Annotated in this window: 26 protein-coding genes and 4 tRNA genes; 16 read left to right on the forward strand and 14 right to left on the reverse strand. The window is 68.6% G+C overall.

All coding sequences use genetic code 11. The annotated features are described in order from the left end of the window. The 5 genes from ABD212_RS05690 to ABD212_RS05710 form a co-directional block, all read right to left on the reverse strand. Nucleotides 1-708: a DNA alkylation repair protein gene (locus tag ABD212_RS05690; protein ID WP_344092099.1), complete on the reverse strand. Its 708-nt coding sequence runs from the start codon at nucleotides 706-708 to the stop codon at nucleotides 1-3. Between the two features lie 34 nt (nucleotides 709-742). Then, on the reverse strand, nucleotides 743-3,091 hold the full coding sequence (locus ABD212_RS05695; protein ID WP_344092101.1) for a glycoside hydrolase family 5 protein: 2,349 nt from the start codon (nucleotides 3,089-3,091) through the stop codon (nucleotides 743-745). Between the two features lie 320 nt (nucleotides 3,092-3,411). Continuing rightward, a tRNA-Val gene (locus ABD212_RS05700) sits at nucleotides 3,412-3,483 on the reverse strand. A 27-nt stretch (nucleotides 3,484-3,510) separates the two neighbouring features. Next, a tRNA-Cys gene (locus ABD212_RS05705) sits at nucleotides 3,511-3,584 on the reverse strand. A 56-nt stretch (nucleotides 3,585-3,640) separates the two neighbouring features. After that, a tRNA-Gly gene (locus ABD212_RS05710) sits at nucleotides 3,641-3,713 on the reverse strand. Between the two features lie 147 nt (nucleotides 3,714-3,860). Between ABD212_RS05710 and ABD212_RS05715 the strand changes: the two genes are divergently transcribed. Then, nucleotides 3,861-3,933: transfer RNA gene (locus tag ABD212_RS05715), tRNA-Val, on the forward strand. Nucleotides 3,934-4,030: 97 nt separating this feature from the next. Here the strand turns inward: ABD212_RS05715 and ABD212_RS05720 are convergent. Together ABD212_RS05720 and ABD212_RS05725 are read right to left on the reverse strand one after the other, a co-directional pair. Further along, nucleotides 4,031-5,239 carry a tyrosine-type recombinase/integrase gene (locus tag ABD212_RS05720; protein ID WP_344092103.1) on the reverse strand — a complete coding sequence of 403 codons (1,209 nt, stop codon included), beginning with the start codon at nucleotides 5,237-5,239 and terminating at the stop codon, nucleotides 4,031-4,033. Continuing rightward, complete coding sequence (locus ABD212_RS05725; protein ID WP_344092105.1) at nucleotides 5,236-5,826, reverse strand: hypothetical protein; 591 nt, start codon at nucleotides 5,824-5,826, stop codon at nucleotides 5,236-5,238. Before ABD212_RS05725 ends, ABD212_RS05720 begins: the two co-directional genes overlap by 4 nt. Nucleotides 5,827-5,936: 110 nt before the next feature. On the opposite strand from ABD212_RS05725, the gene ABD212_RS05730 reads away from it, so the two are divergent. The 11 genes from ABD212_RS05730 to ABD212_RS05775 all read left to right on the forward strand — a co-directional run bounded on the left by ABD212_RS05730 (nucleotide 5,937) and on the right by ABD212_RS05775 (nucleotide 10,779). Then, nucleotides 5,937-6,131 (forward strand): helix-turn-helix domain-containing protein, encoded by a 195-nt coding sequence (locus ABD212_RS05730; RefSeq protein WP_344092107.1) that lies wholly within the window; start codon nucleotides 5,937-5,939, stop codon nucleotides 6,129-6,131. A gap of 59 nt (nucleotides 6,132-6,190) precedes the next feature. Next, entirely contained in the window at nucleotides 6,191-6,520 is a 330-nt protein-coding gene (locus ABD212_RS05735) for a hypothetical protein (protein WP_344092109.1), read from the forward strand. Continuing rightward, a complete protein-coding gene (locus tag ABD212_RS05740; RefSeq protein WP_344092111.1) occupies nucleotides 6,517-7,677 on the forward strand; it encodes an AAA family ATPase in 1,161 nt (386 codons plus the stop codon). Before ABD212_RS05735 ends, ABD212_RS05740 begins: the two co-directional genes overlap by 4 nt. Then, nucleotides 7,674-7,892, forward strand: a complete 219-nt coding sequence (locus ABD212_RS05745; RefSeq protein ID WP_344092113.1) for a hypothetical protein — start codon at nucleotides 7,674-7,676, stop codon at nucleotides 7,890-7,892. Before ABD212_RS05740 ends, ABD212_RS05745 begins: the two co-directional genes overlap by 4 nt. Next, nucleotides 7,889-8,086 (forward strand): hypothetical protein, encoded by a 198-nt coding sequence (locus tag ABD212_RS05750; protein ID WP_344092115.1) that lies wholly within the window; start codon nucleotides 7,889-7,891, stop codon nucleotides 8,084-8,086. The genes ABD212_RS05745 and ABD212_RS05750 overlap by 4 nt, the downstream gene beginning before the upstream one ends. Nucleotides 8,087-8,166: 80 nt before the next feature. Then, nucleotides 8,167-8,523: a WhiB family transcriptional regulator gene (locus ABD212_RS05755; protein WP_344092117.1), complete on the forward strand. Its 357-nt coding sequence runs from the start codon at nucleotides 8,167-8,169 to the stop codon at nucleotides 8,521-8,523. A gap of 77 nt (nucleotides 8,524-8,600) precedes the next feature. Then, complete coding sequence (locus ABD212_RS05760) at nucleotides 8,601-9,167, forward strand: hypothetical protein (protein ID WP_344092120.1); 567 nt, start codon at nucleotides 8,601-8,603, stop codon at nucleotides 9,165-9,167. A 35-nt stretch (nucleotides 9,168-9,202) separates the two neighbouring features. Next, on the forward strand, nucleotides 9,203-9,421 hold the full coding sequence (locus ABD212_RS05765; protein ID WP_344092122.1) for a hypothetical protein: 219 nt from the start codon (nucleotides 9,203-9,205) through the stop codon (nucleotides 9,419-9,421). Nucleotides 9,422-9,588: 167 nt separating this feature from the next. Continuing rightward, complete coding sequence (locus ABD212_RS18990; protein WP_425561243.1) at nucleotides 9,589-9,858, forward strand: HNH endonuclease; 270 nt, start codon at nucleotides 9,589-9,591, stop codon at nucleotides 9,856-9,858. 143 nt (nucleotides 9,859-10,001) lie between these two features. Next, on the forward strand, nucleotides 10,002-10,436 hold the full coding sequence (locus ABD212_RS05770) for a hypothetical protein (RefSeq protein WP_344092124.1): 435 nt from the start codon (nucleotides 10,002-10,004) through the stop codon (nucleotides 10,434-10,436). 10 nt (nucleotides 10,437-10,446) lie between these two features. Next, nucleotides 10,447-10,779, forward strand: coding sequence for a hypothetical protein (locus ABD212_RS05775; RefSeq protein ID WP_344092127.1), 333 nt, complete (start codon nucleotides 10,447-10,449; stop codon nucleotides 10,777-10,779). 54 nt (nucleotides 10,780-10,833) lie between these two features. On the opposite strand, the gene ABD212_RS05780 is transcribed toward ABD212_RS05775, so the two are convergent. After that, nucleotides 10,834-11,466, reverse strand: coding sequence for a hypothetical protein (locus ABD212_RS05780; protein ID WP_344092129.1), 633 nt, complete (start codon nucleotides 11,464-11,466; stop codon nucleotides 10,834-10,836). Between the two features lie 126 nt (nucleotides 11,467-11,592). Continuing rightward, entirely contained in the window at nucleotides 11,593-11,883 is a 291-nt protein-coding gene (locus tag ABD212_RS05785; protein ID WP_344092131.1) for a hypothetical protein, read from the reverse strand. A 340-nt stretch (nucleotides 11,884-12,223) separates the two neighbouring features. Here ABD212_RS05785 and ABD212_RS05790 point away from each other — a divergent pair, with 340 nt between their 5' ends. Next, nucleotides 12,224-12,403, forward strand: coding sequence for a hypothetical protein (locus tag ABD212_RS05790; RefSeq protein WP_344092133.1), 180 nt, complete (start codon nucleotides 12,224-12,226; stop codon nucleotides 12,401-12,403). Nucleotides 12,404-12,405: 2 nt separating this feature from the next. Here the strand turns inward: ABD212_RS05790 and ABD212_RS05795 are convergent, their stop codons facing one another. The 4 genes from ABD212_RS05795 to zapE all read right to left on the reverse strand — a co-directional run bounded on the left by ABD212_RS05795 (nucleotide 12,406) and on the right by zapE (nucleotide 16,142). After that, nucleotides 12,406-12,663 carry a hypothetical protein gene (locus ABD212_RS05795; protein WP_344092135.1) on the reverse strand — a complete coding sequence of 86 codons (258 nt, stop codon included), beginning with the start codon at nucleotides 12,661-12,663 and terminating at the stop codon, nucleotides 12,406-12,408. A gap of 328 nt (nucleotides 12,664-12,991) precedes the next feature. After that, nucleotides 12,992-13,543: a type II toxin-antitoxin system PemK/MazF family toxin gene (locus ABD212_RS05800; RefSeq protein ID WP_344092137.1), complete on the reverse strand. Its 552-nt coding sequence runs from the start codon at nucleotides 13,541-13,543 to the stop codon at nucleotides 12,992-12,994. Between the two features lie 109 nt (nucleotides 13,544-13,652). Then, complete coding sequence (locus ABD212_RS05805; protein ID WP_344092139.1) at nucleotides 13,653-14,921, reverse strand: ammonium transporter; 1,269 nt, start codon at nucleotides 14,919-14,921, stop codon at nucleotides 13,653-13,655. A gap of 186 nt (nucleotides 14,922-15,107) precedes the next feature. Next, the gene (gene zapE / locus ABD212_RS05810) at nucleotides 15,108-16,142 is read right to left on the reverse strand and encodes a cell division protein ZapE (RefSeq protein WP_344092142.1); all 1,035 of its coding nucleotides are present in this window, start codon (nucleotides 16,140-16,142) and stop codon (nucleotides 15,108-15,110) included. A gap of 121 nt (nucleotides 16,143-16,263) precedes the next feature. On the opposite strand from zapE, the gene ABD212_RS05815 reads away from it, so the two are divergent. Genes ABD212_RS05815 through ABD212_RS05825 form a run of 3 tightly spaced genes read left to right on the forward strand, consistent with a single transcriptional unit; the run spans nucleotide 16,264 to nucleotide 18,400 of the window. Next, on the forward strand, nucleotides 16,264-17,166 hold the full coding sequence (locus ABD212_RS05815; RefSeq protein WP_344092146.1) for a sulfurtransferase: 903 nt from the start codon (nucleotides 16,264-16,266) through the stop codon (nucleotides 17,164-17,166). A gap of 38 nt (nucleotides 17,167-17,204) precedes the next feature. Next, nucleotides 17,205-17,645: a SufE family protein gene (locus ABD212_RS05820; RefSeq protein ID WP_344092148.1), complete on the forward strand. Its 441-nt coding sequence runs from the start codon at nucleotides 17,205-17,207 to the stop codon at nucleotides 17,643-17,645. After that, a complete protein-coding gene (locus tag ABD212_RS05825; protein ID WP_344092150.1) occupies nucleotides 17,645-18,400 on the forward strand; it encodes a dihydrofolate reductase family protein in 756 nt (251 codons plus the stop codon). The genes ABD212_RS05820 and ABD212_RS05825 overlap by 1 nt, the downstream gene beginning before the upstream one ends. Here ABD212_RS05825 and ABD212_RS05830 read toward each other — a convergent pair. Beyond that, the gene (locus ABD212_RS05830; RefSeq protein WP_344092152.1) at nucleotides 18,369-19,589 is read right to left on the reverse strand and encodes an alpha/beta hydrolase; all 1,221 of its coding nucleotides are present in this window, start codon (nucleotides 19,587-19,589) and stop codon (nucleotides 18,369-18,371) included. The two genes, ABD212_RS05825 and ABD212_RS05830, sit on opposite strands and share 32 nt — an antisense overlap. Between the last annotated feature and the right edge of the window lie 25 nt (nucleotides 19,590-19,614).

Consider the following 19,614-nt stretch of genomic DNA (forward strand, 5'->3'; position numbering starts at 1 on the left):
TCAGCCGCTGCCGAGGTGCTTGAGCGCCTCGCGTCTGCTCAGCGGGCTGAGGTCATGCGCGCCGACGTAGTCGCGGACCCACTCCGGGTCGAGCCGCGCGTACTCGCGCAGCGCCCATCCGATGGCCTTGCGGATGAAGAACTCGGTGTCGGCGATGTTCGGGGCGATGACCTCTTCGAGCAGTGCCCGGTCGACACGGCCGCCGCGACCGAGCTGCGAGATGATCGCGACGCGGCGCATCCAGAAGTCGCCGTCGCGCGACCAGCGCCGGATGACCTCGGCCGTCTCCGGGGCGCGGATGTCGAGGAGCTCCGCCATCCGGTGGGCGACCTCGTCGGTGTAGTCCCACCACTGCCCGGTGCGCACCATGTGCTCCACCACCGGGACGAGCTCGGGATCGCCGCGGAGCGGTCTCAGCGCGAGCAGCGTCATGGCGGCATAGCGCTCTTCGCGATGGGATGCCGCATCCCACAGCTCGAGCGCGGCGGCGCGCAGGGACGCGGCATCCCGCTGTCCCTCCTTCGCGAGGGTCCGCGCGATGCGACGAGCCTCGGGCACCCGCACCCCGAGGAACGGCATCGCCGACTTCATGTACGCCTGCTGGCCGGGCGCGAGCGTAGGGTCTGCCGCGGCCCGAAGGGCGGACCGGATGCCGTCGACGAGCGTGGTCGCCTGCTCGTCATCCCGGGGGACGGCGATGGTGGGCATTCACTCAGGCTACCCAGCAGGTGCCCGGAGAGGACTACGGGTTGGTGAAGAGGGTGTACTCGCCCTCGGCGCAGCCCGTCACGCTCCACCCGCCGTCGACCGCGGTCGTCTCGAGGTTCGTGATGCCGGTCACGTGCACTTCCGGCTGCGACGTGCCGGGGATCCACACCTCGAGACCGCAGCCCGGGGTGTCCGCAGTTCCGGCGAGGGCGACATCCGCGCCGTCCGCCGTGAGCGAGGTGAGCTCCCCGGGAGCCGTTCGCGGGTACGCGCGGCTCAGGATGCCGAGCTTCGCGGCGTCGGTGGGCGCCGGCTTGCCGCTCGCGCAGATCGTGGGGCTGAGCGCATCCGTCACGTCGACGATGCCGCCCTGCGGGTCGCCGCACGCCTGCTTCCACACCCAGTACGCGCTGCCGAGGAGATTCGCGTCCTCTGCCTTCGCGTAGCGGCCGAGGCGATCGATGACGTCGGCGCGGTCTCCCCAGTAGCCGATCTCGCCCGACCAGACCGGAGCGCCGTAGGCGTCCGCGACGCGCTTGGCGAGGGTGAACTGGCGGTCCATGCCGACGATCGAGGGGATGCCGAGCGACCGGTCCATGGTGAGCGACTCGGCGTACAGGTGGGGCGAGAAGACGATGTTGCGGTCGCTCGTGAATCCCTGCGGCGGACCGCTGTCGAACCCGAGTCCCGACCAGAGGATGCTGGGCTCGACGAAGACGATCTGCGGGGCTCCTGCCGACCGGATCGCCTCGATCGCGCGGTCGTAGTAGCGGCCGAGCAGGTATGAGGTCGTCACGGGCGCGGTCTCGCCGAAGCCCGGCTCGTTGAGCAGGTCGTAGCCCGCGACCGTCGGCTCGTCCGCGAAGACCGCAGCGAGCCTGCCCCAGGTCTCGACGAGCGCGGACTGGATGCCGTCCGTGTCGAAGTAGAAGTTCTGGAACGCGCGGTTCCCCGCGGGCGAGATGTCTCGGCCCTGGAACTGGCAGCGGGGGGCTCCGTCGGTGATCGTCGCCCACTCGGGTGCGCCGTCGTATCCCCACATCGGGTCGGTTCCAGGGCGGCACTGCGTGCCGTCGGGGGTCGCGCCGCTCCACCAGGCGTCCTGATGCATGTCGAGCACGACGTAGAGCCCGTGCGCTTTCGCCCACCCGACGGCCTCGGAGATCCTGTCGACGTAGGTCTGATCGAAAGCGCCCCGCTCCGGCTCCAGCGCTGACCAGGAGAGGTTCAGTCGCACGACGTCGAAACCCAGTGCGGCGATGCCGGCGAAGTCGCCTTCGGTGAGCGGATCCGTCGCCGCCACATCGGCGCGCGGCCGGTAGAAGTCCACGAGCTGGTTGACGTTCACGCCGCGCAGCATCACCTGGTCACCGTCGCCATCGCGGATGACACCGCCGTCTGCGCGGAGGAAGGTCTTCGGGATCGCCTCGTCGCCCGAGGAAGCGGTGGCTGGTGCGGCAGAGGCCGATCCCACGGCGGAGAGGACGAGCGAGGCGCCCACCGCGAGCACCGCTAGCAGCGCCGCGGCGAGATGGAACGCCCGGGCCGGGCGTCCGGCGCGCACGCGATCGGAGACGACCGCGGTCACGCCCGCCACCCATCCGAGGCAGGCGCCGAACGAAAGGCCGTCGGCGACGGTGATGTACGCGGTCATCAGCGGCCAGATGTCGCCGTTGAAGCCTCCGTCGACGGCGACAGCGATGAGAGCCTGCACGACGCCGACGATGCCGCCGGCGACGAGCGCGGCCAGCCACCCGCCCAGCACGCCGGGAACGCGGGCGCGCATCCAGCGCAGGCAGAGCGCTGTGGCACCTGCGATCAGCACCATCGTCACGATGACGGATACGGGGCCGCGCTCGAGGCGGGCCGCCGGCACGCCGGGTGCGTAGGCCGCGCCGGTCCACCACAGGCCGGCGACCAATGGCGCCACGGCCGCGAAGAGTGCGGCGGGAAGCCATATCGCTCCGCGGTCGACTCGCCGACGTGTCGTCCGGCCGCCGAACCATCGGGTGAACGCGGCAACGATGAGCGCGGCGGGCACGGCCTTCGCCGTCACGTAACCGGCGGCCCACGCCGCGACGGCGAGGTCCCACGACATCACGAACGCTGCGGCGGCCTGTGCCAGCATCACCGCGACCACGACGCCCGGCACCAGGGTCCAGTAGCGGTCCCCCGCCCGGACGGTCGCCCACCAGAGGACGACGAGCAGCACCGGGACGTACACGAGGTACGCAGCGATGGGCCACACACCCGCGCTGGGCTGAGGGATGGCGCCCGACCAGCCGACCAGGGCGAGCACACCGGTGGGGTCGGCGAACGCCTGGATCGTCACCAGCATGAGCATGGTGATCAGGGCTGCGGCAGGACGGCGAACCGACTTCATATCACTCCATCGTGAGAAGCTCGCGGAACGAGACAGCACAGCATCCGTTATGCACGGCGCAAAGTCAAACCGAGCGTTGTTCGCGATCCGCACGCCGTCGGATCGGCGGCTTCCTCGGACATCGCTCGGGGTCTGATTGCCGAGGGAGCCTGACCAGCTCGAGGCAGCGCATACGGGGCATCCGACGCCCCAGGACTCGGGTCGGCGTCACCCTGGAGCAAGGGCATCGCCGGCGACAGTGGGCTGGGGGCCGCGATCGCCTGTTCATCCCGACCGGTTGCGCACATAGGAAACCCCCGGAATTCCGGGGGTTTCATCCGTGGGCGTTACTGGGATCGAACCAGTGACCTCTTCCGTGTCAGGGAAGCGCGCTACCGCTGCGCCAAACGCCCGAGTCGAGCTCCGGTCGGGACCGGGAGTGGAGGTGGCGACGGGATTCGAACCCGTGTAAACGGCTTTGCAGGCCGGTGCCTAGCCGCTCGGCCACGCCACCGCGTGTGGTTTGACCCCACGTGCCGTGGTCACTCCGAAAAGGGACCCCTGCACTCGAGCGGATGACGAGACTCGAACTCGCGACCCCAACCTTGGCAAGGTTGTGCGCTACCAACTGCGCTACATCCGCGTGGCCCGGATCGCTCCGGGCGCTTGAACGACTTTAGCCGATGATCCGCGCGGTTCCAAACCAGGATGACTCCGCGCGTGTCAGACATCCGAGTTCGTGACACGTCACGGCATCCGGTACTATCGAGACTCGGCCCGCAAGGGCCACGGGCGATTGGCGCAGTTGGTAGCGCGCTTCCTTCACACGGAAGAGGTCATCAGTTCGAGTCTGGTATCGCCCACAAGAAAACCCCCGGAATCCCGGGGGTTTCTCGTTTGCGGGGGCCTGATTAGGAGCGCTGGGCTGTGCCGTACCCCAACTGATACCCCAACCGGAAATCAGAGGCCAACCGCTGCAGCTGCAGCTCGCATGGCAGCCTCTTGAGCGCCCACGGTCGCGTGCGCGTACACGTCAGCGGTGATCGAGCTGCGCGCGTGCCCGAGCGCCATTGACACAGCTGCCAGAGGCACTCCAGCTTCGAGCATCGCGGTCGCCGCAGTGTGGCGCAGAGTGTGCACCGCAGCGCCCTGAACGCCTGCCTTCGCCGCCGCTGCCTTCAGAGACCGCAAGGCGGTGGACGGGTCAACCGGGCGGCCAGTGACCGTCGTGAAAACGTGCCCTGAGTCCTGCCACAGCGAGCCTGCCGCGAGTCGAGCTTCCAGCTGTGCCGTCCGGTGCGACCGCAGCAGCCGGGCTACGCCAGGCGAGAGCGTCAGCGTCCGGCGTGACTTGACCGTCTTGGGGCTAGTGATGACCAGCTCGCCGCTCAGGCGCGAGAGCGTGCCCACGATCTTCGCCGTGCCCGCGTCCAGGTCCACAGCGTCCCACCGCAGCGCCAGCGCCTCGCCCTTACGCACGCCGGTCGCCGCAATGAACGCGAGCAGAGGATAGGCCGCCGACTGTCGACCGTGCGGCGCGTCGTCCATCGCCTTCGCCGCCGCAAGAATGGCGGTTGTTTCTTCCGCCGTCAGGAACCGCGCCTCGTGGTGCTCTGGCACGGGAGCCTCACCCACCTTCAGCGGATTGCGCGCGAGTGCTTTGTCTCTCACAGCGCCGTCGAGCGCGACGCTGAGGCAGTTCCACGCCTTGCGGATGGTCGACTCGGTGAGCCGCCTAGTCTCCACGCGCTCGCCGTCTGCGCCCTCGATCGTCTTCGTGAGCGTCCGCAGTTCGACCAGCCACGCATCCACGTGCGAAGGTCGCAGCTTCGACAGCGGAATCCTGCCGATCCGGCACCCGGAGATGTACGTGCGCAGCACCGTGGCGAACGTCGACTTGGTAGTCGGCTTGCGAGCGGATGCCGCGAGAGTTGTGCTCAACCAGCGCTCGCACCACTCGCTTACCGTGAACGCGGCGTCCCGTGCCGGGTCGCCCGCCTCGATGCGCTTGGCGGCCTCGTCCAGCTTCGCCTTCGCCTCGGCGCGCGTCTTCCCGTAGAAGCTCAGGCGCTTCGTGGTGCCGTCGTCGTCGGTGTACGCCACACGCGCCTCCCAACTGCCGTTAGGCCGCTGGCGAAACGTGCCCTCACCGTTCAGTCGCTTGTTCATGCGTTCTTCCTCCCTTGCGTGGTTGGCGGCAGGTAGCCCTTCGCTCGCGCCTGCTGGATGCGCCGTGACGCCGTGCGCCGCGTGAGGCCAAGAAAATCTTGAACAGCCTCTGTGGGGTGCTCACTTAGGTTTTCGCGGTACACCCGAGCAACCTCACGTAGCTCTGCGTCGCCGCGAATGTCCGCCACTGCTGATCGGCGCGCGTCGCGATCCGTCTTCGCAGCGAACTGCGCGCGCGTCTTTGCGCGGATACTGGCGGTGACGTCTAGCTCGTCTAGCGCGGCCTCCTCGCTGGTAGACATCATGCCGCCCGACAATTCGGCGAACACCTCCACAGCCAATCGGTTCAGCGAGGGCAGCGTAGTCAGATCGCCGGTCAGGATGCCTCGCCCCTGGGTGTCCGCGTCGAAGTGCACGGACACGCATATCGGGGCCTCGTCGCGCATCTCGAACTCAACCCGAAGCGACGGGGACCCGCCGCGCCCGGCAATGGCGTAGACGGCGCGCTCGGGCACCAAAGTCCTGCCGAGTTTGATGACTGCGCCGCTCTCCTGCGCCTCGTAGGTAATCACGCCGTGTATCGGCATTGCGCTCCAATCCTCGTGTGGCAAGGCTACTTTGCCACAGCATGGCCATACTCTCAAGTAGGAACTCACCGAGTCCACACGGACGCTCCAACACGACAAGGGACAACCCCATGACCACGCCACTACTTCACCCGGTCTATCCGGATGCCTCCACCCTTCTCGGGGGAATGAGCCGCTCGAAGCTCTACACCGAGATCAAGTCCGGGGCGATCAACGTCGTCCGGGTGGGCCGCCGCACATACATCGCACACAGCGAGCTGGAGCGATACGTAGCGTCGCTCAGCACTGCCACGGTCAGCGCCTGACCGGCTGACCGAACCCGTCAGCAACCCTGAAGGCCGCTCAAAGACCGAGAGGGATCGAAATGACCGCATACGAAAGCCGCGCCGGGTGCAAGACCGGCGCGGCAGGAATCGAAGATGACACGTCAACCCTACGCACCCTGGCCCACGCGGAGGCGGGTGCGACTCTGCGTCACGGCGCTGAGCGCGAGCGAGAGATGCGAACGCTGATCGCCAGCGACCCGCGCGCTGCCGCGGACTATTACCGGCATGACTCCGAGCGGACGCGCCGCTTGTTGTGGCGGGCGGTCGAGATGCTGAGCCGCGAGCAGATCGCGCAGCTGGCCAGCTTCCGGGAGATTCGCCCGTTCGAGACGGAGGCGCTTCGGCTGGCTTGGAAGGACGCGCGATGAGCGCCGCCGAGAAGACCGTCGAGAAGCGCACGGTATGCGCCACGCCGTTCTCGCTGATCACTCCGACGCGCATGCAGTGGGTGTGGGCGGGAAAGATCCCGGTCGGCACCGTCACGGCGAACGTCGGCAAGGGCGGGATTGGGAAGACGACGTTCGAGCTGTGGCAGATCGCTCGCCTGACAAGAGGCGAGCTGGAAGGCGACTGGGCAGGGCGCGCCATCACTGTGCTAATCGTCACCCCCGAGGATGACCCCGGCGCAGTTACACGCCCCCGGCTAGAGGCAGCAGGGGCGGACCTCGACCGAGTGTTCAACCTGACCGTCGCCGCCGAGTTGGGCGGCGCAACGCGTGAGCGCCGCATGAAGCTCCCGCTGGACATGGAGCAGCTGGGCGAAGTCGTCACCGAGACAGGCGCACAGCTCGTCTTCATCGACGGGATGACGACGGCGTTCGAAGGCTCCACCGACTCCAAGGAGGACATGCGGGCCGCTCTCGATCCGCTGATCGACCTGGCGCAGCGGCGCGACATCGCGGTGATCGTGACGCACCACTCCCGCAAGGGCAACGGCAATCTCACCGACCTGATCAGCGGGTCGCACGCCATCCGCGACGCGGTGCGGTCGGTGCTGTTCTTCGTCCGCGATGAGGAAACCGGAGAGGTCATCATCACGCAGGACAAGTCGAACTACGGGGCCGAGACGGCATCGTGCAAGTTCCGACTGGTGAGCGCCACCGTCGAGACGCCCGATGGCCAGACCGAAGTGGGCTCCGTCGAGTGGCTGGGCGAGTCCGACGTGAGCGCCGCCGACCTCATCGCGAGGACCTACAGCGACGGTGACGCGGACGACCGGAACGCGGCCCAACAGTTCGTCCTGGACTACCTGCACGGGCGGGAAGCGTGGGAAGCCAACGCGGGCGAGGTGCTCAAGGCTGGACGCGCTGCAGGCTTCAGCGACAACGAACTGAAGCACGCCCGCCGACGCTCCCGCAACCCCCGCATCGAGTCGACCAAGAGCGCATTCGGTGGCGCGTGGGTTTGGGTGATCGAAGCCGAAGGTGCCACTGAAGGTGCCGAAGGTGCCATGCCCACCGCACGTGGCACCTTTGGCACCTTCGTGGCACCTTCGACCGACCCGAGCGAGCGGGACGCCGCATGAGCCGCCGCCGCAAGCCCCAGCACTACGCCCCGTGGAACGTCATGGGCCGCTACTCCGTCCTCGGCGTCAGCAGCTCGGGCGAGCTATCCACCAGGTGCCCCGACTGCAACTCCGAGACGGTCTACGAGCCGGTTGCGAGGGGCGCGCTCATCGCACACATCCAGCACGACGCCACCTGCCCGACCTGGGCACACATCGAAAGGAACCAGCAGTGACCGACATCGAGGCGATGGCTCGCGAGGCCGTGGCCACCTGCAAGTCGCACGCGGGCGACGAGAGCAGCGTCCAGGCCGTCGTGGCAGACATCGCCCGCCAGCGGGCGCGGGAGCCGTATACGCTGCCCGCGACCGCGTGGCCGCTCGGTCGGCCCTGGATCTCTGGCACTCGCGAGTCAGGGGCGGGGCGATGACGGACTCACTTACCAGCATCGCTGAGGCCGAGCGGGCGCTCCGCGCTGCCGCCGTGAAGACAAGCCCTCGATGCCTAGGCATGGCTTCGTTCACCGACGACGCCACGAAGCCCTCCGAGGTCGCGCACATCTGCAGCCGGTGCCCGATCAAGGTCGAGTGCCTGGCGTACGCCCGCGCTGCTCGCCCTGCAGCCGGTGTCTGGGCGGGCGCAACATGGGGCGGGCGAGAGTCGTCGCACGTTGCGCAGCGGCTCGATGACGCCGCGAGGATCATCGCCCAGGACCCCGAGGGCGTCAGCATCACAGAGGTCGCACGACGCCTCGACCTCCACGAAGGGGCCGCGCGCACGGTCGTGCAGACGCTCGTCCGCACGGGGCGGGCCACGGTCGTCAAACGCCACCGTGCGCCCTGGACATACCGGGCGGTCGCGGCATGACCCCTCGCAGCGCCGCTCTCACCAGACTCACCGAATCCAACACCGAGCGCACCCGCTCACACCACGAAGGAGAACCAATGACCACCACGAAGACCCCGACGCCGACGCTGGCCCTCCAGCTGGCCGAGGCCGAGAAGACCGCCTCCGCCATCCGGGCGGAGCAGAAGTCGCTCATGGTGCAGCGCCGGGATGCCGAGAACGCCGCTGCCGCCGAGGCCATCGACGCGGCACGCGAGTACCGGCTGGAGCTGGCCCAGAAGATCGCGACGGCGCAGCAGGCGCTCACCGGGGCTGAGCGGGCCGAGCAGCTGGACCTGAGCGTGCTTTTCAGCCGGTGGGATGCGCTGTGGCGAGCGCAGCACGAGGCGAACGGCTACGCGCGTCAGCTGGCGAGCCTGGAGGAGACCTATCGCCCGCGCAGGCACGTTCCCGGTGAGGGGCCCGTGGGCGGTCAGCGCTACATCGACGGGGTGGCGTACGACCCGGAGCCGAGCGTTCTGCCGATCGGCCACCAGACCTGGAGCAGCTACCTCGACCAGCTCGCGATCACGCGCCAGCAGTCGGCCAGCAGCCGGGGCTCGCACGCCGCCCAGAGTGCCGTGGGCGTGGCCGTGGAAGCCGCGGGCGCACCGTTCATCCGCTAACCGCTCAACCCGACACCCGAACCGGAGAAATGACCATGAGCTTCACCTGGAACACGATCAACCACCACGACGCGCAGAACCTCGCCGCCGCCACCCTCATGGACGACGGCGACACCGCGCTCGCGTTCGCCCAGGAGGCAACGCGCTACGGGGACACCGTGGGCCGACACCAGAGCATGCGCAGCGCCATCGCCAACAAGTCCGCGGCACTGCTCGCCCAGGGGCCAGCAGACGGAGACGGCAACCGCCAGTAGACAATCCAGGTGCTGCAGTCGGGGTCGGCGCAAACGGCCGGCCCCGGCATCGCCGCACCACGACACAGACACGAGAGGACTGCAGAAATGAACGCGATCATGCCAGCCGGGTGGGCCGACGATTGACCCGCGCGTATCGGCCCGACTACAGGCCGTTCCCCGCATCCGTGAAGCGCCGTGCGCTCGCCGCCGCTGACGGCCGGTGCCAGCAGTGCGGTCGTGACGAGCTACCCGTACAGGTGGACCACCGCGTGCCAGACAGCGCAGGAGGACCCAACACGATCGACAACGCCGTCGTGTTGTGCGTCGTGTGCCACGCGAACAAGTCGAACGCGGAGAAGCGCGACGGCACAGCACGACGCACGGAGCGCAGGCGAACGATGGTGCGCAACGTCGAGGCGCACCCGAACGCGCCACGACCGCAGCAAGACCGATGACCCCCGGCCAGGGTGCTCGCCCCGCCCCCACCTGGGGGTCCCTCACCCGCCCCCGTACACCTGGCGAGTCCGTTTAGAGGATCCCACACGAGCAGCCGCTTGCTTGCTTCAGCACCAAAGCCCCTCCGATGAAGAGAGAACCAATGAACGACACCGATGTGAAGCCTGTCCGCGCTCCTGTCGGACTCGGCATCGCAGGCCGTGCGCTGTGGAAACAGATAGCAGCCGACTGGGCCGAGAACGAATCGATCCCCGACGCGCGAGAGGCCAGGCTGCTCGCTGACGCCTGCCGTGAGGCCGACGTGCTCGCGTTCCTCCAGGCAGAGCTGGACCGCCTGATGAAGACCACCGGCACGCTGACGACGTTCGGCGCGCAGGGCCAGCTCGTCACGCATCCGCACGTTGGAGAGGCTCGCCGGAGTCGCGCGCAGATCGCCTCGCTGCTGAAGTCGATCGAGCTGGCCGCCGAGCAGGCCACGGACGGGACCGCGGGCCTTCCCGCGCCGAGGCCCATGACGCTCTCCGAGGCAGGCCGCAAGGGTGGCCTCGCACGGGTCCGGGGTCAGCGTCGTGGCTAGGTCGCTGAGGATGCGCAGGGTCGCCATCGACCCGTTCACCGCCGCCGTGCGCCAGGGCCACGTCAACCAGCTCCGCCGACTCGCTGGAGCGTTCCCCACCGATGGCCTGCACCAGATGATCGCTAAGGCTCAGGCAGGCGCTCAGATCATCCTGGACACCAGCAGCGTGTGCGTCGCATGCGTACGTGCTGGCCTGGACCATGACGCCGGTCGCTTCACAATCCGAGCGGACCGGGACAATGCTCGCAACTGGCTACTCCCCGCCCACGATCTTGGTCGCATGATCGAGGTCGAGCAGCGCGCAGGAACGTGGTGTCTCGTCGGCACCGACATGCCCGTGTGATGCCCTACGCCTGTTCAGCGGGCCCCGCCACACCCTCCCGCGGTGTACCGCCCCTCAGAGCAGTCGGTTTTTGCCTCTCGACGCGCGGGGCGGCATCTCGACCGCAGCGTCTTGGTCGGCTTCTAGGTGCCCGGTCGAGACGCTGAAGTACCCCAGGGCGACGGCTGTCCACCGGCGCGCGACGTGTTCCGCGACGTGGTCGAGGAACGTCGGCACACCCAGCCACATTGGCAGTACCAGGCCGACCCCGCGCATTCGCCACGCTGCCCGAATCAGGTCGTCTCGGCACTTCAGGAAGCTGTCGAGATTCTGAGGCGTCGCCTCCACTGGCGATGGGCGGGTTGTGAGCATCGCGACGGGAGTCCAGCGCTCGCCTTCGCCCCAGTGATGCATCCAGCGATCGTGCACGGCCCCGTTGCGCGCCTTGTGGGCAGCGATCGCGGCAATGGTCGCATGCCGCGCCATCTCCCGCGGGAAATCTGCAAGCTCGACGCCGCGCAGGGTGTCCTTGATCGCTTCGAGCAAATTCGCCAGGTCGCCCGGAGCCTTTGCGGGGGGAATGGGGCTCTCACGGGCGACGACTCCAAGCACAACGCCTGACTCGCCTTCGAGAAGGACATCGGCCCGCACGATGTCGCCTATGAGGTACGTGAGCCGCTCATCAGGTGCTAGGTCTCGCCAGTCCATTGCTCTCAGGCTAAAGCGCCTGGCGCACCAGCCTTTGGTTCCGCCTCAGGCGTGTTGTTGGACACCGCCGTCCCGTCGCCGCCATTCAGCCCGGAGAGCGCCGCCGTGGGTCGCGGTGGGCTCGCGTCAGGCCCCGGTCGTGATCCCCGGTTCGAGGTGGCCGTAGTCGCGACGCCAGCCGCGCAGCGTGCCGTCGTCCAAGACTTGATGGACGGTCGCACCGCGACCCCCCAGCTCGACCGCGAGTGTGAACGGCGTGGGCGCGACGCCCTCGGTGTAGGCGTCCGCGACCGCGTTCAGCGCGACCACGAAAGAGAACTCGTCCCCCGCGTCGTGCACGCTCGTGATCCGTGCATCCGGCGTGGCCGCCGTAACGAGCGCGACCGGCTCAGGCTTTCCGCCTGCATCCCGATCCATCGCCCCAAGACTGAATAGCGGCATGATCGCCCTCCCAATCCCGCTGTCGCTCGCGGGTAATCGTTCACTGTATCGCTGGCCCCGGACACGCCTCGTCGGCGCTCCCATCCGCGGCGAGTGCCGAGACGAGAGAAGTCGCGAGGGCCGCGCCGAGCGCCCCCTGTCGGCGCAGCTCCGCGAGCATCTCGTGGTCGGGCCACGGTCAGGCTCTATCCGCCGCGATCAAGCAGTTGTACCCTCTCGCTGAAGGCCATCAGATCTGGGGGAGCACATGACAACTGAAGGCACAACGCGTGGCCCCGGCTTCACCAGCTCGCTCGTGATCGGGATCATAGGCCTGGTGATCGGCGTCCTGTTCATGGGGGTGCTGCTCGGGCAATGGCTTGCCTCAATCGGCGTGATCCTGCTCGCCGTCGCCTGGATCATCTACGCCTTCGTGCAGCGCCGCCGCGCCCGCAGCTCGAAAACGCAGAACTCGACAGTTCCCGCGGGTGCGCCCCGTTCTTTGGGAAGCGAGTGATTTCACAGCAGGCCATCCGCCCGGTACTTCGCGACGCGCTCCTCGAAGCTCTCGCGCCTGGCGCGCTGGTACGGCGTCCACAACTCGGGCCGGTCGGTGATGTCCTCACCGCCCCTTCGCGGGCGCTCCCACTGCGGCTCCCAGCAGACGCGGAGGGCTGCCAGCTCGGCGCTCTCATTGACCTGAGCGTGCCCCGATCGCAGGACTTCGAGCGCTCGGGAGTCGAGGTCGCTGGTGGGGTGGCGGTAGCTGCGGGGCATCGGGGTTCCTTCGCGTCGACCGGCCCGGCCACCGTCTCCCCAGGCTAAGCCGCCGCGCTGACAAACGCCCCCACCGACGCGGAAGATAGGCAGGGGCGCTCTCGCCGGAAGATGGTGCACCGGTTGGCGATGCACGGATTGCGCACCCCAACGCGCACCCCAACCGGGCCACATCCACCGACGTTCACCGGCGTCCGCCGATGGCGAAGCCCGCGAAACGACGCGGTTCTTGGACGTGGGTGAACACCCAAAGACGCTGAGGGTAGCTTTCACACGGAAGAGGTCATCAGTTCGAGTCTGGTATCGCCCACCGACGACGCGGCTCGCGTCACTCCCCCACCGGCCACCCGTACCGTCTGTGCAGCGCGTCGGCGACCACCGCGAATCGCCTGCGATCAAGAGCGGATGCCTCCCGCCTCATGCCGTCGGCGTGCACGCTGTAGAGCTGCTCGACGTCGATCCACGATGGCCGGCCCTGCGTGTCCCACGGGCCGGGGCCGATCGCGAGGAAGTCGCGATCGGCGTCGTGGGCTTTGCTCGTGAGGCGAACGGCGTAGACCCGGTCGGCGTCCTGGCGACCGATGATCAGGACGGGGCGATCCTTGCCCCGCCCGTCGTGCTCGGCATACGGCACCCACGTCCACACGATCTCGCCGGCATCCGGATCGCCGTCCTTGTCAGGGGCATACGTGATGCGCAGTCCCGCGGGTCCCGGCGGCGCGACCTCGATCGTCGCAGAGGTGCCCGAGCGCCCGGGCCGGTCGTCGGCCGCGGCACCCGGAGCGGGCTGCGGCACGACGGGCGAGGGGCCAGCGGCCGTTCGGGCGGAAGGTCGCAGCAGACGCGACAGAGCCGTCAGGAATCGGGTGGTGCGCGTCACGTCGCCACCCTAGCCGCTCGCCTCGCGCCCGGTCGCGGGATGCTCGGGACAGACGGGAGGGGCGCCACGACCAGGTCGTGGCGCCCCTCCGTCTGCTGGTGCGGGGATGTCAGACGCGCGCGTCGAGCAGGTAGCCGTCTTCGCCGTGCACGACGGTGTCGACGCCGGCGATCTCGTCCTCGTTCGTCACTCGGAAGCCGATCGTCTTCTGGATGACCCAGCCGATGGCGTACGCGAGAACGAAGGAGTAGATCAGGACGCTGAAGGCACCGATTGCCTGAACCCCCAGCTGCTTGAACGAGCCGGTGTCGATGAGGCCGATGCCGGCGCCGAAGATGCCGATGTAGAGCGTTCCGATCATGCCGCCGATGAGGTGGATGCCCACGACGTCTAGCGAGTCGTCGAAGCCCAGCTTGAACTTCAGATCGATCGCGATGGCGCAGACCGCGCCGGCGAGGAGTCCGAGGACGATCGCCCAGCCCGGGGTCAGGATGTTACAGGCCGGGGTGATCGCGACGAGACCCGCCACGGCTCCGGAGGCGGCGCCGATCGAGGTCGGCTTGCCGTCCTTGATCTTCTCGACGATGATCCAGGCGAGCAGTGCCGCGGCGGGAGCGGCGAGGGTGTTGATCCAGGCGATCGCCGCGACACCGTCGACGGCGGCCTCGGAGCCGGAGTTGAATCCGAACCAGCCGAACCACAGCAGCGAGGCGCCCAGGAGCGTCAGCGGCACGTTGTGCGGCTTCTGGATGCCCTTCTGGAACCCGACGCGCTTTCCGAGCACCAGCGCGAGCGCGAGGCCTGCGGCACCGGCGTTGATGTGCACCGCGGTACCACCTGCGAAGTCGTTCACGCCGAGGACGGCGGGCGCCCAGCCGTCGCTGAGGTTGAACACCCAGTACGCCACCGGGAAGTACACGATGGTCGCCCAGATGCCGGCGAAGAGCATCCACGCGCCGAACTTCGCGCGGTCGGCGATGGCACCCGAGATCAGCGCCACGGTGATGATGGCGAACGTGGCCTGGAATCCTGCGAACGCGAGACCCGGCAGGTCTGGGCTCATCGCTCCGCCGGCGCCGATTCCGAGGAACTTCTGCAGGAGGATGAAGCCGTCGAAGGGATTTCCGAGGAAGTGCGGGATGAGGGGCGTGCCGAAGGCGAGTCCGTAGCCGTACAGGACCCAGAGGACCCCGACGAGGCCCATGGCGCCGAAGCTCATCATCATCATCGAGATGACGCTCTTGGCTTTGACCATGCCGCCGTAGAAGAACGCGACGCCGGGGGTCATGATGAGGACGAGGGCGGCTCCGACGATCAGCCACAGCGAGTTCACCGCTGTCTGTGCGTCGTAGTCCGCAGCTGCTGCGAGTATGTGCATGGATTGCCTCTCAGGTGTATCTCGGGTATTGCCGACGCCGGTGCCGGCGGTCAGGCATGTTTGAGAGTTTGCTGAGAGGACGTTTCCCGATGCGGATTCTCGCGTTTCGCAACCGTTACGGAGTGCGGATGAATGTAAACATCGTGTTACCCGCGCGGAGAAGGCGTGGGCCTGCGGGTCGGGAGATCAGCTGAGGGTCGACGCCACGAGCCGCGAGATCGCGCGCAGATACTTCTTGCGGTAGCCGCCTGCGAGCATCTCGTCGGGGAAGACCAGGTCGAGCGAAGCACCGGTCGTGCGGATCGGCAGCTCGGCGTCGTAGACGCGGTCGACGAAGGCGACGAACCGCAGCGCCGCGGACTGATCGGTGAGCGGCTCGACGGCGCGCAGGCCCACGAGCGACAGTCCTTCGATCACCTTGATGTAGCGCGACGGGTGGACGCGGGCCAGGTGCGCCACGAGGTCGACGAAGGCGTCGTCGGATGCGAGCCCGAGGGTCGCCGCATCCGCGATCGCAGCTTCGTACTGCGGTTCGTCGAGGACTTCGGCGTGGCCGTCGAGACTGCGGTGACGATAGTCGTCGCCATCGATCCGGAGGGTCTGGAAGCTCTCGGACATCGCGTGGATCTCGCGCAGGAAGTCCTGCGCCGCGAAGCGGCCCTCGCCGAGCGCATTCGGAGGGGTGTTGGATGTCGCGGCCAGCCGTGTCCCGGACGCCACCAGCTCTGCCAGCAGGCGGGTCATCACCATCGTGTCGCCCGGATCGTCGAGTTCGAACTCGTCGATGCAGAGGAGGTCGGAGCCACGGAACAGCTCGACCGTGTTCTTGTAGCCGAGCGCTCCGACGAGCGCGGTGTATTCGATGAACGAGCCGAAGTACTTCCGGCGTGCCGGCATCGCGTGGTAGACCGCGGCGAGCAGGTGGGTCTTTCCGACGCCGAATCCGCCGTCGAGATAGACGCCGGGCTTCAGCTCCGGGCCGCGCTTCGCGCGCCGGAAGAACCCGCCGCCGCGCTCCTGAGCCGCGCCGCCGGCGAAGGAGATCAGCAGGTCTTTGGCGTGCTGCTGAGACGGGAAAGCGGCATCCGCCCGATAGGTGTCGAAGGTGGCGTCGGCGAACTGCGGCGGCGGCACGAGGGCCGCCACCATTTCAGCACCCGAGATCTGCGGCAGCCGCTCTGTGAGGTGCACGATGCCGCTGCCGGTCGCTGTTGCGGTCATGGAGGATCCCGTGTCGGAGTCTTACAGGGGCGGTGCGTCCGTCCACCGGGGAATCTAGGCTCGGAAGGCGCGGTTCAACCCTACGCGGTGCACGCCGCAGCCCAGACCCGAGGAGCATCCGTTGTCCGTCGAGACCGACACATCGTCCGCCAAGTTCGCCGAGTACGCCGAGCCTGGCCGCCTCGTCACCACGCAATGGCTCGAGCCCCGCCTCGGCAGCGCGGGGCTCGTCGTCGTGGAGTCGGACGAGGACGTGCTGCTGTACGAGACCGGCCACATCCCGGGCGCGGTCAAGGTCGACTGGCACACCGAGCTCAACGATCCTGTCGTGCGCGACTATGTGGACGGCGCGGGCTTCGCCGAGCTGCTGAGCCGCAAGGGGATCGCGCGTGACGACACGGTCGTCATCTACGGCGACAAGAACAACTGGTGGGCCGCCTACGCCCTGTGGGTGTTCTCGCTGTTCGGCCACGAGGACGTGCGGCTGCTCGACGGCGGCCGCGACAAGTGGATCGCCGAGGGCCGGCCCATCACGACCGAGGTGCCCGCGCCGGCATCCACCGACTACCCCGTCGTCGAGCGCGACGACACCGTGCTGCGCGCGTACAAGGACGACGTGCTCGCGCACCTCGGCAACCCGCTCATCGACGTGCGCTCGCCGGAGGAGTATGACGGATCGCGCACGTCGGCACCCGCGTATCCGGAAGAGGGCGCGCTGCGCGCGGGTCACATCCCGACCGCGCAGAGCGTGCCGTGGGCACGCGCGGTGGCGGCCGACGGCGGATTCAAGACCCGGGCGGAGCTCGACGCGATCTATCGCGACGAGGCCGGATTGCACGACGGCGACGCGATCGTCGCGTACTGCCGCATCGGCGAGCGGTCGAGCCACACCTGGTTCGTGCTGAAGCACCTGCTCGGGTTCGAGGACGTGCGCAACTACGACGGGTCCTGGACGGAGTGGGGCAGCGCCGTGCGCGTGCCGATCGTCACGGGGTCGGCGCCCGGAGAGCTGCCGTCGCGCTGACCGCCGGCATCGGTGCGGGCCGTGGGATGATGGCGGGGATGACCGTTTCCACCCTTCCCGATTCGCTCGCCGAGATCCGCGACGACTTCCTCGAGCTGCCAGAGCCGGACAGGCTGCAGCTGCTCCTGGAGTTCTCGCGCGAGCTGCCGCCCGTGCCGGCGCGCTACGACGGTCACCCCGAACTGTGCGAGCGCGTCGCGGAGTGCCAGAGCCCGGTGTACATCGTGATGGATGTCGACGCCGACGGGATCGTGTCGATGCACGCGATGGCCCCGCCCGAGGCCCCGACCACGCGCGGGTTCGCGAGCATCCTGGTGCAGGGTCTCACCGGCCTCACCGTGGACGAGGTGCTCGCGGTGCCTGCGGACTTCCCGCAGAGCATCGGACTCACCCGTGCGGTGTCGCCGCTGCGGATCGCCGGCATGACGGGCATGCTGATGCGCGCCAAGCGCCAGGTGGCCGCCAAGCACAGCGTGTGATGGCGCCGACGGCCACCGACTTCCCGGCGCCCGCCGCGGTGGTCACCGAAGTCGTTCCCCGCACGCTCGAATCCGTCGAGATCGGCGCCGACGGCACGGATGCATGGATGTCGGCCCGCTACCGGCCCCCGGGAGAGCGTTTCGTACGGCTGAACCTGATCACGACCATCACCGGGGCGACGTCCGGCGGCGACGGGACGAGCGAGACGATCACGTCACGCACCGACCGATTCGTCCTGGGCGCGATCCGCCGCAGCGCCGACGTCGTCGTGGTGGGGGCCGAGACGGTGCGGGTCGAGGGCTATCTGCTTCCGAAGACCGCCCGGCTCGCCGTCGTGACGACGAGCGGCGACCTCGGCGTCGACAAGCTCAGCGCCGCCGGCCGCGACGATCGTCCGCCCGCGCTGGTCCTGTGTCCGAAGAACAGGGCGGACGAGGTCCGTCACGCGCTCGGTGATGCTCCGGCAGAGGTGGTGCCGGTTCCTTCGGACGGCGACCGGCTGCGACCCGAGACCCTCATCGCGGTCCTTCGCGCGAAGGGCCTGGGGCGTGTGGTCTGCGAAGGGGGGCCGGCACTCGCGAGCCAGTTCGTCGATTCCGGCGTCGTCGACGAGATCTGCGTCACGGTCTCCCCCGTGCTGGAGCCGGCGCGGCATCCGTTCGTCACCCTGTCCGGGCGGCTGGAGTCGACCGTCGCCGGCATGCTCGTCGACGACGCGGGCTTCAGCTACCTTCGCCTGCGGATACGGGGTTGAGCCCCCGAGCCCGGATCCAGGAGCGGATGCTCTCGCTCCAGCGCTCCTGGTCGTAGTTCCAGAGCTTGGTGTGGCGGGCGACCTCGAAGACCTTCAGCTCGACGAGGTCGGGGCGTGCCGCAAACAGGTCGTGCGAGGCATCCGACGGCACGAAGCCGTCGTCGTCGCTGTGGAGGATGAGGATGGGATGCCGCAGCTCCGCCGCACGCGATACGACGTCTAGTCGGTCGAAGGGGATCGCACCCCCGGCCCGGGTGACGGGGGTCGCCCACTCGGACTGCAGGGCGCCGATCGCAAGCCCGCTGACGGCGCCGGGCACCCGCATGACGCGTGCCTGGTAGGCGAGCACGAGCCGCCAGTCGATGACGGGTGACTCGAGGATGAGTCCGGCGATCGCGGCACGATGCGCCGAGTTGAGCGACACCTGCAGCGCGATGGCGCCGCCCATCGACCAGCCCATCAGGATGATGCGCTTCGCGCCGCGGCGGCGGGCGAACCCCACCGCGGCGTCGACGTCGCGCCACTCCGTGGCGCCCAGCGTGTAGGTGCCGGTGCGGCTGCGCGGCGCTTCGCCGTCGTTGCGATACGACACGACGAGCGAGGTGATCCCGAGCGAATGGAACACGGGCACCGCGCGCAGGCACTCCGCTCTTGTGGTGCCGCGTCCGTGCACCTGGACCGCCCACACGTCGCCGTCGCCTGCGGGGAAGAGCCACGCCGGGCACGGACCGACACCCGAGCCGATCAGCTCGGGTGTGAACGGCAGCTGCAGCTCGTCGGCGCGGTCGTAGTACCAGCCGCTGAATGCCGCGTCGGGCGAGAGCCGGGCGTCGGCGGTGATGTGCGTCAGAAGCTTGCGCTTCACCGACGAGTCGTCTTCCGACAGCACGGATCCCAGCTTGATGTACTCGGTGGTTCCGTCCGTGAACAGCCCATAGCGGCCGGGTAGCTGCGTGTCGGGCGTGCGCGAGAGCGTGATCGTCTGAGCGGCCGTGTCGAGGGACAGGATCCGGGTGTCCGGTCGTCGCACCGCCGGGGTCACGACGCGCCGGGCCATGTGGACCGAGGCGACCGCGAGGGCCGAGAGCACGCCGGCGAGTGCCACGCTGATCACGGTGAGCGCGGTGCGCACGCCGGTGGCGAGAGAAGGGGAGGCGCCGCGCATCGCGGCGCGCCTGGGGGCGACCATCGAGGCCTCAGCCTAGTCTGTCCGC

The organism is Microbacterium deminutum (assembly GCF_039530205.1).
Classification (GTDB): Bacteria; Actinomycetota; Actinomycetes; order Actinomycetales; family Microbacteriaceae; genus Microbacterium; species Microbacterium deminutum.

Coding starts and splice junctions, on each gene's coding strand:
- ABD212_RS05720 (WP_344092103.1), bottom strand. CDS start 5,239: ATGAACAAGCGACTGAACGGTGAGGGCACGTTTCGCCAGCGGCCTAAC.
- zapE (WP_344092142.1), bottom strand. CDS start 16,142: ATGACCGCAACAGCGACCGGCAGCGGCATCGTGCACCTCACAGAGCGG.
- ABD212_RS05825 (WP_344092150.1), top strand. CDS start 17,645: ATGGCGCCGACGGCCACCGACTTCCCGGCGCCCGCCGCGGTGGTCACC.
- ABD212_RS05770 (WP_344092124.1), top strand. CDS start 10,002: ATGAACGACACCGATGTGAAGCCTGTCCGCGCTCCTGTCGGACTCGGC.
- ABD212_RS05695 (WP_344092101.1), bottom strand. CDS start 3,091: ATGAAGTCGGTTCGCCGTCCTGCCGCAGCCCTGATCACCATGCTCATG.
- ABD212_RS05735 (WP_344092109.1), top strand. CDS start 6,191: ATGACCGCATACGAAAGCCGCGCCGGGTGCAAGACCGGCGCGGCAGGA.
- ABD212_RS05830 (WP_344092152.1), bottom strand. CDS start 19,589: ATGGTCGCCCCCAGGCGCGCCGCGATGCGCGGCGCCTCCCCTTCTCTC.
- ABD212_RS05760 (WP_344092120.1), top strand. CDS start 8,601: ATGACCACCACGAAGACCCCGACGCCGACGCTGGCCCTCCAGCTGGCC.
- ABD212_RS05795 (WP_344092135.1), bottom strand. CDS start 12,663: ATGCCCCGCAGCTACCGCCACCCCACCAGCGACCTCGACTCCCGAGCG.
- ABD212_RS05805 (WP_344092139.1), bottom strand. CDS start 14,921: ATGCACATACTCGCAGCAGCTGCGGACTACGACGCACAGACAGCGGTG.
- ABD212_RS05820 (WP_344092148.1), top strand. CDS start 17,205: ATGACCGTTTCCACCCTTCCCGATTCGCTCGCCGAGATCCGCGACGAC.
- ABD212_RS05785 (WP_344092131.1), bottom strand. CDS start 11,883: ATGGATCGGGATGCAGGCGGAAAGCCTGAGCCGGTCGCGCTCGTTACG.
- ABD212_RS05725 (WP_344092105.1), bottom strand. CDS start 5,826: ATGCCGATACACGGCGTGATTACCTACGAGGCGCAGGAGAGCGGCGCA.
- ABD212_RS05745 (WP_344092113.1), top strand. CDS start 7,674: ATGAGCCGCCGCCGCAAGCCCCAGCACTACGCCCCGTGGAACGTCATG.
- ABD212_RS05740 (WP_344092111.1), top strand. CDS start 6,517: ATGAGCGCCGCCGAGAAGACCGTCGAGAAGCGCACGGTATGCGCCACG.
- ABD212_RS05765 (WP_344092122.1), top strand. CDS start 9,203: ATGAGCTTCACCTGGAACACGATCAACCACCACGACGCGCAGAACCTC.
- ABD212_RS05690 (WP_344092099.1), bottom strand. CDS start 708: ATGCCCACCATCGCCGTCCCCCGGGATGACGAGCAGGCGACCACGCTC.
- ABD212_RS05780 (WP_344092129.1), bottom strand. CDS start 11,466: ATGGACTGGCGAGACCTAGCACCTGATGAGCGGCTCACGTACCTCATA.
- ABD212_RS05755 (WP_344092117.1), top strand. CDS start 8,167: ATGGCTTCGTTCACCGACGACGCCACGAAGCCCTCCGAGGTCGCGCAC.
- ABD212_RS05775 (WP_344092127.1), top strand. CDS start 10,447: ATGCGCAGGGTCGCCATCGACCCGTTCACCGCCGCCGTGCGCCAGGGC.
- ABD212_RS05730 (WP_344092107.1), top strand. CDS start 5,937: ATGACCACGCCACTACTTCACCCGGTCTATCCGGATGCCTCCACCCTT.